The sequence below is a fragment of the Paenibacillus litoralis genome (assembly GCF_046244365.1).
GTDB lineage: Bacteria > Bacillota > Bacilli > Paenibacillales > NBRC-103111 > Paenibacillus_V.
This window is the reverse complement of the sequence record NZ_CP176395.1, coordinates 4046413-4059466: the sequence shown is the minus strand read 5'-3', so window position 1 is coordinate 4059466 and position 13054 is coordinate 4046413. Positions and strand designations below refer to the sequence as shown.

Annotated in this window: 20 protein-coding genes; 8 read left to right on the top strand and 12 right to left on the bottom strand. The window is 45.7% G+C overall.

Translation table 11 applies throughout. From position 1 onward, the window contains the following. Nucleotides 1-6: 6 nt before the first annotated feature. A complete protein-coding gene (locus ACKGJP_RS16650) occupies nucleotides 7-360 on the bottom strand; it encodes a DUF6220 domain-containing protein (RefSeq protein ID WP_409346736.1) in 354 nt (117 codons plus the stop codon). 194 nt (nucleotides 361-554) lie between these two features. Here ACKGJP_RS16650 and ACKGJP_RS16645 point away from each other — a divergent pair, with 194 nt between their 5' ends. Both ACKGJP_RS16645 and ACKGJP_RS16640 read left to right on the top strand, forming a co-directional pair. Further along, a complete protein-coding gene (locus ACKGJP_RS16645; protein ID WP_409346735.1) occupies nucleotides 555-1247 on the top strand; it encodes a response regulator transcription factor in 693 nt (230 codons plus the stop codon). Then, entirely contained in the window at nucleotides 1244-2581 is a 1338-nt protein-coding gene (locus tag ACKGJP_RS16640; RefSeq protein ID WP_409346734.1) for an ATP-binding protein, read from the top strand. Before ACKGJP_RS16645 ends, ACKGJP_RS16640 begins: the two co-directional genes overlap by 4 nt. Here the strand turns inward: ACKGJP_RS16640 and ACKGJP_RS16635 are convergent. The 9 genes from ACKGJP_RS16635 to ACKGJP_RS16595 form a co-directional block, all read right to left on the bottom strand. Beyond that, the gene (locus tag ACKGJP_RS16635) at nucleotides 2564-3505 is read right to left on the bottom strand and encodes a phosphotransferase (RefSeq protein ID WP_409346733.1); all 942 of its coding nucleotides are present in this window, start codon (nucleotides 3503-3505) and stop codon (nucleotides 2564-2566) included. The two genes, ACKGJP_RS16640 and ACKGJP_RS16635, sit on opposite strands and share 18 nt — an antisense overlap. A 319-nt stretch (nucleotides 3506-3824) precedes the next feature. Then, nucleotides 3825-4001 (bottom strand): hypothetical protein, encoded by a 177-nt coding sequence (locus ACKGJP_RS16630; protein WP_409346732.1) that lies wholly within the window; start codon nucleotides 3999-4001, stop codon nucleotides 3825-3827. A gap of 230 nt (nucleotides 4002-4231) precedes the next feature. Continuing rightward, nucleotides 4232-5008 (bottom strand): RNA ligase family protein, encoded by a 777-nt coding sequence (locus ACKGJP_RS16625; RefSeq protein WP_409346731.1) that lies wholly within the window; start codon nucleotides 5006-5008, stop codon nucleotides 4232-4234. A gap of 293 nt (nucleotides 5009-5301) precedes the next feature. Continuing rightward, nucleotides 5302-5628: an ArsR/SmtB family transcription factor gene (locus ACKGJP_RS16620; protein WP_409346730.1), complete on the bottom strand. Its 327-nt coding sequence runs from the start codon at nucleotides 5626-5628 to the stop codon at nucleotides 5302-5304. A gap of 32 nt (nucleotides 5629-5660) precedes the next feature. Continuing rightward, nucleotides 5661-5999: a DUF1801 domain-containing protein gene (locus ACKGJP_RS16615; RefSeq protein ID WP_409346729.1), complete on the bottom strand. Its 339-nt coding sequence runs from the start codon at nucleotides 5997-5999 to the stop codon at nucleotides 5661-5663. A gap of 116 nt (nucleotides 6000-6115) precedes the next feature. Continuing rightward, nucleotides 6116-6808 (bottom strand): DUF7002 family protein, encoded by a 693-nt coding sequence (locus tag ACKGJP_RS16610; RefSeq protein WP_409346728.1) that lies wholly within the window; start codon nucleotides 6806-6808, stop codon nucleotides 6116-6118. A 151-nt stretch (nucleotides 6809-6959) separates the two neighbouring features. Continuing rightward, the gene (locus ACKGJP_RS16605) at nucleotides 6960-8348 is read right to left on the bottom strand and encodes a GGDEF domain-containing protein (RefSeq protein ID WP_409346727.1); all 1389 of its coding nucleotides are present in this window, start codon (nucleotides 8346-8348) and stop codon (nucleotides 6960-6962) included. A 413-nt stretch (nucleotides 8349-8761) separates the two neighbouring features. Further along, complete coding sequence (locus ACKGJP_RS16600; RefSeq protein ID WP_409346726.1) at nucleotides 8762-8896, bottom strand: hypothetical protein; 135 nt, start codon at nucleotides 8894-8896, stop codon at nucleotides 8762-8764. A gap of 257 nt (nucleotides 8897-9153) precedes the next feature. Then, nucleotides 9154-9333, bottom strand: coding sequence for a hypothetical protein (locus ACKGJP_RS16595; protein WP_409346725.1), 180 nt, complete (start codon nucleotides 9331-9333; stop codon nucleotides 9154-9156). Nucleotides 9334-9790: 457 nt separating this feature from the next. On the opposite strand from ACKGJP_RS16595, the gene ACKGJP_RS16590 reads away from it, so the two are divergent. The 6 genes from ACKGJP_RS16590 to ACKGJP_RS16565 all read left to right on the top strand — a co-directional run bounded on the left by ACKGJP_RS16590 (nucleotide 9791) and on the right by ACKGJP_RS16565 (nucleotide 12017). Continuing rightward, the gene (locus ACKGJP_RS16590) at nucleotides 9791-9958 is read left to right on the top strand and encodes a hypothetical protein (protein ID WP_409346724.1); all 168 of its coding nucleotides are present in this window, start codon (nucleotides 9791-9793) and stop codon (nucleotides 9956-9958) included. Between the two features lie 163 nt (nucleotides 9959-10121). Continuing rightward, the gene (locus ACKGJP_RS16585) at nucleotides 10122-10424 is read left to right on the top strand and encodes a hypothetical protein (RefSeq protein ID WP_409346723.1); all 303 of its coding nucleotides are present in this window, start codon (nucleotides 10122-10124) and stop codon (nucleotides 10422-10424) included. A gap of 228 nt (nucleotides 10425-10652) precedes the next feature. Further along, nucleotides 10653-10751, top strand: coding sequence for a YjcZ family sporulation protein (locus tag ACKGJP_RS16580; protein WP_409346722.1), 99 nt, complete (start codon nucleotides 10653-10655; stop codon nucleotides 10749-10751). Between the two features lie 35 nt (nucleotides 10752-10786). After that, the gene (locus ACKGJP_RS16575) at nucleotides 10787-11035 is read left to right on the top strand and encodes a hypothetical protein (protein WP_409347362.1); all 249 of its coding nucleotides are present in this window, start codon (nucleotides 10787-10789) and stop codon (nucleotides 11033-11035) included. Nucleotides 11036-11080: 45 nt separating this feature from the next. Then, nucleotides 11081-11350 (top strand): hypothetical protein, encoded by a 270-nt coding sequence (locus tag ACKGJP_RS16570; protein WP_409346721.1) that lies wholly within the window; start codon nucleotides 11081-11083, stop codon nucleotides 11348-11350. Nucleotides 11351-11585: 235 nt separating this feature from the next. Continuing rightward, on the top strand, nucleotides 11586-12017 hold the full coding sequence (locus ACKGJP_RS16565) for a DNA-entry nuclease (protein ID WP_409346720.1): 432 nt from the start codon (nucleotides 11586-11588) through the stop codon (nucleotides 12015-12017). Between the two features lie 180 nt (nucleotides 12018-12197). Here ACKGJP_RS16565 and ACKGJP_RS16560 read toward each other — a convergent pair whose 3' ends face one another. Continuing rightward, nucleotides 12198-12455 (bottom strand): hypothetical protein, encoded by a 258-nt coding sequence (locus ACKGJP_RS16560; protein WP_409346719.1) that lies wholly within the window; start codon nucleotides 12453-12455, stop codon nucleotides 12198-12200. 261 nt (nucleotides 12456-12716) lie between these two features. Further along, the gene (locus ACKGJP_RS16555; protein ID WP_409346718.1) at nucleotides 12717-12929 is read right to left on the bottom strand and encodes a hypothetical protein; all 213 of its coding nucleotides are present in this window, start codon (nucleotides 12927-12929) and stop codon (nucleotides 12717-12719) included. Between the last annotated feature and the right edge of the window lie 125 nt (nucleotides 12930-13054).

The following is a 13054-nucleotide window of genomic DNA, read 5'->3' as shown; positions in this document are numbered from 1 at the left end:
ATTCCTTTATGCTGTTTTCTTTACCGTTCCGACCGAGCCCCAGAAGAGCAGCAAGGCGATTACCGGGTGAAGCGCTGCGATCACATTCGCCGATGAGAATACTTGAATCGTCAGAAACTGAAACACGACGAGCACAAATAATCCAAGACTGATCCAGCGTTTGAGTCCCTTTATGCCGACAATAAAAGTAAGCAGGAACATGATCAGGGGAACCAAGGCGAACATCTTAACAAACGATTTGTGCACCGACCAACTTGCAGCATCCGAAAAAGTTGCCATCCCGGCGATAAACACTTGCGCCACAATACAAGCCAAAAAAATCCAAGCCAATATTTTGAAAATAAAGCCCCCGATTTGCACGGGTTCATCCCTCCCTTCCGCGATTTCGCATATCGACATGTCATACAATAAACTCCGAATATCACAAGGCACTGCATGAAACAATCACAAAACAATCAACGAGCGGTTACATTCCAGTCATGCAGACCACGAACGATGACGGATATGCTACAATTATGCCAACTCATTTTTACTGCGTATTTGGAGGAAAGGACATGAATAGTAAACGTACGGTATTGATCGTTGACGATGATAAAGAAATCGTGGAATTAATGAAGGATTTTCTCGAGGACGAACAGTTTAGCGTGGCGGAAGCGTATAACGCCTCCCAAGCAATTGAAGCATTGGACCGTATTCGGGTCGACTGCATCCTGATGGATGTGATGATGCCCGGCCAGAGCGGATTGGAGCTTTGCAGGCAAATTCGGAAAACTCAAGATACCCCTATCCTTTTCCTCAGCGCACGGGGCGAAGATGTGGACAAAATTCGAGGCCTCAGCTTAGGCGGTGACGATTATATCGTGAAATCCGCCACCCCCGAGGAAGTCGTCGCCCGTATTAAAGCCGTACTCCGCCGCTACGGCAAACATGAAAAGAGGCTCAAGCTTGAGCTTGATTTCGGCCGGCTCGTCCTTGATATAACGGCACATGAAGCAAGAATAGACGGCCTTCCGATACCTATGACGCCCAAAGAGTTCGATATCCTCTGCCTATTCGCAGAGTATCCGCGTCAAGTATTCACGTATGAACAGCTGCTGCAGCGTTTCTGGGAGGGGATTGGAGACAAGCATTCAGTTACCGTTCATGTTGGAAGAATTCGCGAGAAAATTGAAGCGGATCCCAGAAAGCCGACACTCATTACCAATGTTTGGGGCGTTGGTTATCGGTTCGAAGGGGTGCGAAGATGAAGCCGCTCCGCATACGGCAATGGATGTTGATCGGTATGCTCATCATGCTCATTCTCCCGCGGTTGTTTTATGAAATTCCAGGTCTGTTCGATCGCTATGTATTGGAGAACACCGAGCATTTACAGCAGCAGTCGTCCTTAAACGCCTTGATGAACGAGGTAAGCGCAGCGGATTTCGCTCGTTGGCGTGATCCGAGCTGGCAGGCAGCACTAGGAAAAGTGATCGCCAACTCGAATTTGGGAATCGTCTTACTCGATTCTTCCGATCATGAAATCTATCGTTCCGTTCCTTCTGGATCGGAAGCAGCCGCGTCTCGAGAACTAAGCGTCATGGAGCAAGGCCGATTGCAGGGAAAAGCACTCTTCTACGTTCCTAAGCAAACGAGCGGGTTGGCGACAGCGTTCGCCATTGCAGCAGGATTATGTGCCATTCTCTTTATCGGGTGGCAGATGGGCCGCGTTGTCGTGAAGCCGTTGGAAGCGATGAGTACTGCAGCCAGACGAATCGCCGGCGGCGATCTGAATTTTCATCTTCCCGAATCTACCGTTCTGGAAGTCGCCGATGTACGTGCAGCCTTCCATGCAATGGGCAACGGACTTCGGGAATCTCTGATTCGCCAGTCCGAAATGGAAGAAGAACGGCGCTTCTTTATCAGCTCGATTGCACATGACTTAAGAACGCCCTTATTTACTTTGCGAGGGTTCTTAACGAGATTGGAGCGCGGTCTGTCCAGTCATCCGGAAAAGGCTTTAAGATATGCCGCTATTTGCAGCAAGAAGGCTGAACAGCTGGAGCGTCTTGTATCGGATCTTTTTTCTTACAACCAATTGACATCCTTGGATCAAACGTTGCGGCAAGAGCCGCTGGATATACGTGCTCTTTTCACAGATATGGTCACCGAATATTTGCCGACAGCCAAGGAAAAGGATATCGACTTGGTGTACGATGCATCGGCGGAAGAAAGCAATCTCCATGGTGACGCTCATATGCTAAGGCGTGCGATCGGAAATTTGATCGATAACGCCCTTCGTTATACACAGAGGAACGGCGTCATTACCATTCGCTTGCATGTAGAGGAAGAACGAGTCCTCTTCACAATTGAAGATTCGGGTCCGGGAATTTCCGAAGATGAGTTGCCGCATATTTTTGAACCTTTCTACAGGGGCGAGGATTCGAGGAATCCGGATTACGGTGGTACCGGACTTGGTCTCACGATTGCGCAACGTATTCTTAGAGCGCACAATGGTGATCTCACAGCCCGGAATTACAGTCAGACGGGGGGCGCAATTTTTACAGGCTGGATTGCTTGTGATTTTCTATCCAGGGAGATTTAGTTCTTCCGCTAAACTATTTAAGGTGGCAGTTCTTTGTCGTGCATCTTGTTTGTCAAATAGAAGCTGCTCGATAAATTCCCATATATCCTCCAATTTCCGTCTGATTTGATAAAACTGCAGGGCGTCAGGATTTATGGCATAATCTTTATGGACATTTTGATAGATGCTAAGATACTCAGTAAAGTATGGCTTATCGACCAAAAACATCTGATCAGCTTCAACGGGTGCCCATTTCAGCCCTTCCCAGTCAATCAAAATCAGTTGATTTTCGGATTGCATCAGATTCCAATGGTGAATGTCCGTATGGCACAGGGCCATTCTTACGTTACTGTCTTTCAAGCGTATCGACAGCTCTTCAACAGTATCAACCAGACTATTAATTCGTTCTATGTGATGATCGACCACTTCTCTTACATCATTTGGTAGATGGTCATATTCCTTATCCAATGTGCTCCTAAGCGGTTGCAAAAACGGAACGCAAAAATCTTCCTTAACAGAATCCGTTGCAATCGGCGTTTCTTCTCCAAACGAATGAAGCTCGGCTATGATTTCCGAAAGTTGGCTAATTTGCTTCCCGTTTAAGGCTTTATCTCCAATTGTTTCCCCATTTATATAGGCATAAAGCAAATAAATGCCATCGTCATCTTCACACTTATAATCACCATTCTTTGCCGATAAAGGGACAGGAATTTTACCTTTCAAGCCGCTATTATGCATGAGCCAAACCATGATGGGAACATAATCATCGATAAGAGCCGTCCATCTTGGCGTGGACGCTCTGCTCTTTTCGTAAACCTTCAAGAAGTAGCTTTCCTTGTCGGTAAACACTTTGTATGCGAGAGCCGACCAGCCGCCCTGCTGCGGTAAAACGTTAGTCATTTCTATATCATAATGATTTTTCAAAATCGCTTTTATCTTATCCATAAGGTTCTTCTCCTACGACAAAGTAGATATGATTGAATCACGCATCATCCCTTCCGTTGACGTTTAAGAATATAAGTATTTTCGTTTTCTTTGGTTGTCAGTTCCCAGCCTTGATCTCCCAGTATATTGAGCGTTCGTATAAGCGATATATCATTATAGGACGGTAAATGCGCTTCATCTATAAAATACTTAACGCCGTATTGGTCCGGACGTCTCACAAGCGTTGTGTATTCGAATTTCTTCAATTTACGTGAACTCCTTTCCGACCTGTATTTCATGTCTACGCTCGTCGTTTGTTCATTTCCTCATCCAATCTATTTTATGGGTTCCTATTTTCCCTTCTTCTTCCTTCCAATTCTTTTTTCAACGCCTGTTCAACAGATTCGGCAAGGATATCAAATTTCTCGGCAACCGTATACGCAAGGATTTTTCCGCAATGTGAACAATGACGCATTTGAAGTTCCGTTGGTTTTGAACAATCCGGACATTTTATCATGTGTATAGACCACCTTTGTCAAGCAAGTTGTATGCGCTTTTAGATATGGTATTTACCGGCAGGTGCATCAATTACCCATTCCAAAACCTCAATCTTTGCTTTGGTTTCATTTATTTCATCTTTGTTATGTACGGGATCTAGTCTCTGTATCAGCTGTTCGAATTGAAGAATCATACGTTTAATCTGATCTTCGGATCTCATGGTATTCACCTCGCAAAAGAAGGATTGTTTCATCTTCTAAAGGTTCTTTCGTAATCCTCAAAGCGGATTTTTCTAATTGGTTTGCGGTCGAATGTTCGAACGATTATGCCTTCTGACTTTCCGGTTGAATCGAGACCAGCTTGTGTGCTCTCAAATTTGCTCAGAAAGGCAAATGTACCTTCCAGGGTAACAGGAAATTCAGAGCCGCTCCCCTTCGCTAGAAGCGGAGCGTATTCCAAGTCCATCCTGTCAACAAAGCTTCTCTTCTTATGCTCGTCGTAGAAAGGTTGATTGCCATGATCACGCCATTCTGCAATCTTTTCTTGCGGCAGCTCGAGGAGTCTATTCCATTCGTCTTGATCTAAAGAAAAAACATCAAACACTTTGTAGCCCTGCGTCTTGGATTCCGTGTAATTCTTCGCCGCTTTGGTCTTACCGCCATAAGATTCCTGATAAATCACAGTCAATGCCCAATCCGCTTCCGGGATAAGACGATCCGCAATTCTATCCGCAATAGGCTTTAGAAACTCCGCTATATTGCCGTAAGGATTACCGATCCGGTCCCCTTTAGCAAATAGTAACTCTTCTCTCGATCCTATCAAATAATCAATCTCATTGTCATCATTTTTGAATAGAACGATTCGTGCATTCTCGCCGTCGATTTTCTCATAAATATATATATCGGCTGATTCAGAAAAACCTTTTAACTCGGATAGTTCTTCGGTTAGCCGGCCTCTTTCACCTAATTGATGATAAGTTAAAATACTCGGGTATTTCGTTAACGAGTTCATTTTTTTCAAATCCATTTCTGCTAACCCCCGCGACACTATTTTTGACTAAAATCTCTCCTCCATGATGAATACAATCTTCACGCCGATGGTTTGCCCTTGCCCGCAGCCCAGTATTATTATTACATTTTTTAGGCAACATGTGCATGCCGAGCTTCATTTTCTTCATCAAAACCAAAATATAACATTTGTGGAATTTTTGCAACCACCCTAACATTCGTTCCATTCCTCTTTTCCATTTCGGCGCTCCTATCAAACAACAAAAAGCATCTCGAAGAAAACTCTCCGGATGCTTTGTTTTCTAAAGGAATTTACGTGGTATCCCCTTTTGCCTGTATTTCCTTCAAATAAGCGTCTAATCGGTCCAACCTATCCTCCCATAAACCGCGAAACGTCTCCAGCCAAGTGTCCAGCTCCTGAAGCGGCTCCGGCCTCAGTTTGTAAAATCGGCGATTGGCATCGGGGCGCACTTCTACAACTTGAGCTTCATTCAGCACTTTCAAATGTTTGGATACTTGCGGCTGCCGAATGTGGAGCCGGTCGGCGATTTCCCCTACGGTAAGAGGACCATCGCGAAGCAATTCGACGATCTGCAATCGGTTGGGTTCGGCAAGGGCGCTCAACGTTGTCGTATTCATTTTACTCCCCCTTCCGATCCGTCTCGTCTCGTTTAGAGCGAACTGGATGCCTGTGCGAGAAGAGTTGCCAGGGTGTCGTAGTCGGGCGATTCGCCTTCGCGTATTTTGAGCCATTTTCGTTCCGGCGGGCCATCAAAGCCTTTCGGCACTTCAAGACCGGTCGCATTCATGATCATAAACGTAACGGCATCCTTGGAAGTGGAAATGACTGCGGCATAATGCCCGTTCTTCAGAAAATGCGGCTTCTTGTACTGAATGCGTTCCGTTCCTTCCGGTATGATCTCATGAACCATCCCGCGGAGACGATTGCAAATTTCAATCTGCCACGGTTTGTCTAGGCTTTCGATAAACGTAGTGACCTCTTGGCTCATCTCAGTAACTCCTTCCATTCCTTAACTATTTGAAGAAGCGTTCTGTGGAATCCATTGTTATTCCACGAATTCAATGTACTACGGAGAGAATATTCCTGTAAAGGAATTATCCAAAATCATATGCCCTCCGTCTCCATATCCGACAGAGGCTTCGCCCGTTCTTTCCAGCGCTCCGGTATCGTTTGGCAATCGCCGGCGTAAACCGCTCGTAAATGCTTGGACACATTCATTACCCGGTCTTCAATGAGAACCTCCCGTATCTCGGACGGAACTGTCGGCACCGTGTTATTCATGATGCGCTTGAAGCTGCTAATCGGCAGAAACATTTCCGGACTCTTCTTGTAAGAACAGCTAGCCGGAAACCGCGGCGCGCTCCCCGAGTCGTATTTGGAAAGCTTCACGGCGGCATAATGCTCCATGATTAAGGAGTGCGCATCGAACTCCAGAACGGCAAATCGTTCGTCCGGTTCCCTTCGGGCATACGTGTCCATCATTTTCCGGCAATCCTTTCGAGTTGGCCAAAAAAATACATGCCGATCCAGACAAGTCCTGAATTGTTCCTGTGAACTGGCAGCATCGATCATCCTGTCGGGAATCCTTAGATGAGCATTAATTGTGATCGAATAATTCTCATAGTTCACTTGCATGGCCTTAGTTCGGCGCTCGCCTGCAGAGGCGGGGTTCGTACAATTACTTGACAGCAGAGCATCGAAATGAGCGATAACCGGCAAATTTCTTGCTCTGGTAAAATGATAAAGGGATTGTCTGCTCTTGGCTTTCGTTATGGTTGCAATAACCGCCTCATTCATGCTCCCGCTCCTACACGTCAATCAGGATACTAGCAGGATTCCAAAAAAGGCGGCATTTCAAACCACCCTCAGCAGGGCATTCCTTACATGCAGCGACTCACAGGCTGTTATTTAAACTTTACAATGTTGAAAGACCGTCCGACGCCTCACTCTATGACGACGTCTCACCGGCCAGCATTTGGTAAGCCTTTCTTCCTTTTCGCTTGTCCATGTACATCGCCTTGTCCGCACTGTTGAGCAGGGCATCTCCATCCGACCCATTCTCGGGAAAGAAGCTTGCTCCTACGCTTAGTCCAAGCGAAATCGCTTCCTGCGTGACCTCCAGCTTGCTTTGCGCCACGGCACTCTGCAACTTATGAATCAATTTTTGGACAAATAGTTCCGATGCGACCGGATGAACGAAGAAAACAAATTCATCCCCGCCCAGTCTTGCCGCCGTTCCGTGAGAGGCAACCGTTTCTCGAATAAGTTTCGCTACTAGCAGCAGAACTTCATCGCCGGCCTGGTGTCCGTATTTATCGTTGATTTCTTTGAAATAATCGAGATCGATCAGAACAACAGCCAGCCTCTGTCGATGTTTATCGGCATCCTTGATGGCGGCTTCCAGCTTCTCGTAGAAGTATCTCCGGTTAGGCAAACGAGTTAACGGATCATGATAGGCCAAGAACGTAACTTCTCTTTGATTTTCCTTCTGCATAGTAATGTCGCGCAAAATGAGAAGGATATGCTGTTGATCGTCTACCCACACATAATCGCCGTCGATCAGAACGTCCAACCGCTTATTTTCTTTACTAATCGTCATCTCGCAATTCTGGATTTCTTCACGACTTCGTATCCGGTTTCTGAGGTCTTCGCTTAGCAAGGTGTAAAATTCCGCATCATCGAGACGAAAATATTCGAATAATTGCTTGGCGCTAGGATTAGCTTCCTTCATATTCCCTTGAAGATCTGCGAGCAGAATCGGTGCCGGATTCAGGTTGAACAATTTCTCATAGCGCTTGTCCTTGAAATTGAGGAAATCGTATCTTTTCATCGTGCGCCGCAGAAAGAAGCACCACACGACACCGCCGTATAAATAAGGGTAAGGCGGTAGGCTGCTTCCGAAATCAATCAACCCGAACACGATAAACCAGCAAGCGGAGATGACGACGCCAAAAATCAGTTGATTGTAAATCCCCTTAAGTCCCGTCGTTCCTGCTGCTGCCCGGCCTTTCATAAGCGGAATCAAATATAAGAAATTATTCACAATACTGGCGATCATGGCAATGTAATACGGCTTGTTATAAACAGGAAGTTTCCATATTCCGCCTTGATAGAACTCGTTCGCCGAAATCATTTTATCGTTTGTTAGAAGATTGACGAGAATGATGATCACCGGCAAATAAAAGATAGCGGGATACATATAGCGCGGCATTTTCTTGTCCAGTTGAGAAAGTTTGATGAATAAGTGAAAGCCCAGTCCAGGGATCAAAATTCCTGCAGTGCTGAACCACTTGGCCGCAAGACCCGGGCTGTACGCGATGGGGAGCTGGTGTCTCACTATTCTTCCGTGAATAGCAGCATAAAGCATAGTGCAGTAAGGCTGACCAATCGATGCTCCACTTTTTTCGGGTTGCGCGTCAGGACATCCATTCCCATATAGACAAAAAAGAGTATCGGAATAAAATGGGTAAATACAGGCACGATCACTTCCGATAGGCTCAACTGATCACGTCGCTTTCCGTCATTTGCTGGACTCGCTATGTATCCTTCTATATATTATCGTATTTTATGAGTTTTGTGTTGCCCTGCGGCAGCAAATGACAAACGGAACGATCGCCGATACGAATAGACCACCCGAATCGTCCTTATCGCAGTCAATGCTTCGATAGGATCGTTGCCGAGTGGTCTTCGTTCGCTGCACGATAATCAATAACCTCGCTCGCCGCGGCACTCCCGCTTTCAACCCAAGACTTACAGCACATCGTCAATCTTGCGGTTGTGAGAGAGCACGCCGTAGTCCATCCACGCCAGAAAATCCACCTCGTATATCAGGACGGACGTTTGCGGCCTGCTGGTATAATCGAGCTGGGCGTTACGCCGCAGCATAAGATGGCATTTTACGGCGTCTACAAGGGGCTATTTACTGCAATATTGCTTTATCCCGTCCCAGTGCCCCCACAACAACTAACGCATTTTTTAGGCTGCTTAGGTTTAGTCATCATGGTCATAGTCCTTCACTCTCCAGAATGTTCAAGTGCAACGTAGCTTATAATAACCGACCGCATGAAAAACATACCTGTAAAACCAAAAATCCCCACTAGCCTAAGCCGGTGGGGATTCTGTTTGATTTGGTTCAAGATACGTTAGTTACGGCCACCTGCGGCCAAAGCGTCTAGACCGATCCCTTCGTCCAGAACGGTCCCTACGTCCAGACCGATCTCTACGTCCAGAACGATCTCTACGTCCAGAACGATCCCTACATCCAGAACGATCCCTACGTCTAGACCGATCCCTACATCCAAAGCAATCAAACCCAAAGCCAAAACAGTTACACTCTGCTGTGTCTTGGAATCTTTGTTCCAACATCGAACCCCCCCCTTTCGTTTTAATGATTCATTCTATTACTATGAGTAAGGTAGTGCTTGTTTAATAGTTTAGTAGTTGAAAAAAAGGCAAAAAACCCCCACTTAGCCGAAGCCAGTAAGTGAGACCTTTGGAATGAAGTAACAATACATCAGTCTATCAGCATATTAACTAATATTAAAAACCATCGTCATTAACCCAATCATAAAGAATTCAATTCCATATCATGGTTTCAGACCGATGGTTGAGGCGACCAGTAAGGCCATACTGCCAGACGGACACAAATTAAGGAGGAGATTATTTTATGGGTAATGTTTTCACATCGACTGGTACTATTTTGGTATTGTTCATTTTGTTGGTAATTGTTGCCTGTTCTGTTTGTGGCTTCGGCTACTAAATCAAAGGAGTGAATTAGCAATGGGAGAAGTTTTACTTGCAAATTGTGATGACCGCCGCGAAGAACGCCGAGAAGAACGTCGAGAAGAACGTCATGTTCACGGAGCATTTACAAGCACTGGCACGATTCTTGTTTTGTTCATTTTATTGGTGATTGTCGCCTGCTCGGTCTGCAGAATTGGTTACTGAAACTTTCATAGTAGCAATTTTGGCTCTCTTCATCTTGATAGTTATCGTTGCTTGCGCTTTATTATAAAATAATAGTAATTGGTCATTAGAAATAAGCTATCAAACCATGAAAAATCCCCAACCAGCTGAAGTTTGTGGGGGTTCATATTCTGGAGGTGGGAATATGTCCGAACAATACCATGTGTGCCGCAGCTACTTGAACAAACGAGTTGCAGTATATACAACTCGCGGCGAAACACATGAGGGCGTTATCGTCAATGTCGATCCGCAATACGTTTATCTGGACACGTCGCCTCGCGCTGAAACAGCGTCCACCAAGAAAATGGTAAAAACAAAGGGCTGCGGATGTGGTTACAACGGCAATGGCTACAATGGCTACAATGGAAATGGTTACAATGGGTCCGGGTTTAATGATACGATCACGTCGCTGGCGCTTTTCGATTTGCTGGCGATTGCCTTAATTTAAAGTCATTATAAAGGACTCCTCGATTAGAGTCCTTTTGTTTTTCCTAGCGGCTTCTCCATCCACAAAATTTCCATTATATCGATTTATCAGCATATTCACTAATATTAAAGACTATCGTTATTAACCCAATCAAAAAGGATTCGGTCCCATATTATGTTTTCAGACCTCTGGTTGAGATGACCCGGTAGGAGATTTAACCAGATAGATACTGTTTAAGGAGGGGTTCAGATGTCTTTTGGTGGAGCTTTCACATCGACTGGCACGATTTTGGTATTGTTCATTCTGTTGGTAATTATTTCCTGCTCCGTTTGTGGTTTCGGCTATTGATTCATCATACTGAAATTAAAAAGGAGGGAACTTAGATGGGTGAAGTTAGATTTGCTAATGAAGAAAATCGTTTTGAACGTCGTTTTGATCGCCGTGATGAACGTCGTGATGAACGTCGTTTTGATCGCCGTGAAGAACGTCGTGATGAACGTTGTGATGAGCGTCGTTTTGAACGCCGTGAAGAACTTCGTGATGAACGTCGTGGGGGATTTACAAGCACTGGAGTGATTCTGGTCCTTTTCATTCTGTTGGTCATCGTGGCCTGTGCTTGCTCTAAGAGGTAAGGAAAGTTGCGGATATAGACCACAAGGGGACTAGTCGCGGTCCCCTTGTACAAAATTAGCGAAGCCGCACCGATTCTGACCGACGCTCAGAAAATTTGCATCCTGATCAATCTGGTAGACTCGTCCTTGGCTGACGGAGAACCCGAACGGCAAGAACAGGAATTGTTCGCCAAGTTTTTGACAGGGTTCGGCATTACGGAACAGCGCTTCACTCCGTTCTTTGAAGTGATTATGCTGAAGAACGACCGTTCCGTGTTCATGAATCAGAATCATCCTAAGAACCAGCCGGGATACCAAGTAAGTCTTTCGCTATAGTACATAGCATTTGTTTGTTGCGCACCCTCCTTCCTTCCCATTGGAAAACATTCGGTACGTCCAATGATAGGAACGGGGTGCTTTATTATGTCGATAAATAGGCTGCCTATTTCTTCATTTACATGAACGCCATCCTGCTTATCTTGCTATAATACAATTATCCGTTCGCCTATTGGGAAATCGGATCGCCATGTCGTCTCCTGGCACCAAATAACCGGCAAAGGATTATATGAACGTGAAGAAAAAACATTTCATCGTAGTCGCCTTATTCCTTCTGGCCGTTGCCTTTTATTTATTTAACCAAGGCGTATTCGACTCCCTCTTGCATCGTAAGAACGATTCCGCCGCTTACACGCTCGTTATCCCTTCGGAGCGGTTTCCGGAAACCGCCGCTCATATTCGAGCCGCAATCAAGCGCGGGGAATCGCGCATCTGCACGATCGACCGCGGGGGCGCCGAGGAGAACAGAAAGGAATCGCTCAAAGGCATTCCTACGAAACCGAACTACGACCGGGACGAATATCCGATGGCCATGTGCGCCGAGGGCGGCAAGGGAGCGGATATCGCCTATGTAGCGCCCTCGGATAACCGGGGAGCCGGTTCCTGGGTGAGCAACCAGCTCGAGAAATTTCCTGACGGAACGAAAATCGAGATCAAGGTAAAATAGCCGTTCGCCTCGTCGGGCGGTTCCTTGAACCCGCCGCAAACGAATGAAAGCACGACGTTGCCCCGAAAAACGCTGGGGCATCGTCATGCTTTCGCTAAAGTACGGCTATCGGTCATGCTATTCTTCCTTCTTCACTTGTTCTGACGTGCGGTATCCATATGTTCTTAGGTATACGTCACATCATTCTAAATACTTCTTCGAATAGTAATTTCTCTTTTGATACAATTCCTCGTACGGGTTCTTCGACTTTTGCCCTTCATCATGATCCTTGTTCCAGCCAAAAGTGAAAATGGTACGCTGCTGTCTTTCCGGCGGATTTTCTTCCGTGTCGATCTTCAGCAGGACCCATCCGCGATTGAGGTAATCGTACACTTTCTCAGGATTGTATTCTCGATGCACGGTTTTGAAGCTCTCCAGGTTACGTTGATTTAACTTCATAACTAATCACTCCCGAAGAAATAGTAATTGTTCCTCGTCAAATCTTTGTCTGAAAACCTTTGCACAATACTAGTATACCGCCCTTTGAACCAAATCGCCAGAATGACTTTCCATTTTCCAATATCTATTATTGCCGCCTTTCCGTTAGAACCGTTTTTATGCTTTATCGTTAACGCAGAACATGTAAAGTGCCTGCTCAATGGATGAACAGGCACTTTTGAGCAATTTTATTGATATTAGCAGGAAGGAAATGGAGGAATATTACTCAGTAGGTTCAGAAGCATGTTCATCGGATTCAGTCGGTTCTTCTTCTTCGGCTTCTTGCATTTCTTCTTCGCTAGTTTCTTCGGACGAGTCCTCGGTAACTTCTTCGCTTGCCGCTACTTCTTCTTCGCCGCTTTCTTCAACTTCCTCTGTTACCGTTTCTTCTACGTTCTCTTCTTCCGCCGACACTTCTTTTTCGACATCTGCCATGTTTATCCCTCCATTTTTCACTTAGATTCCCTAAGTGCATCTCCAGTATACGAGATCTGCCATGGACATGCTGTCGATTTGTGTCAAGGCCATATTACGTTTCGATTACAAAACGGCGAGGAAAC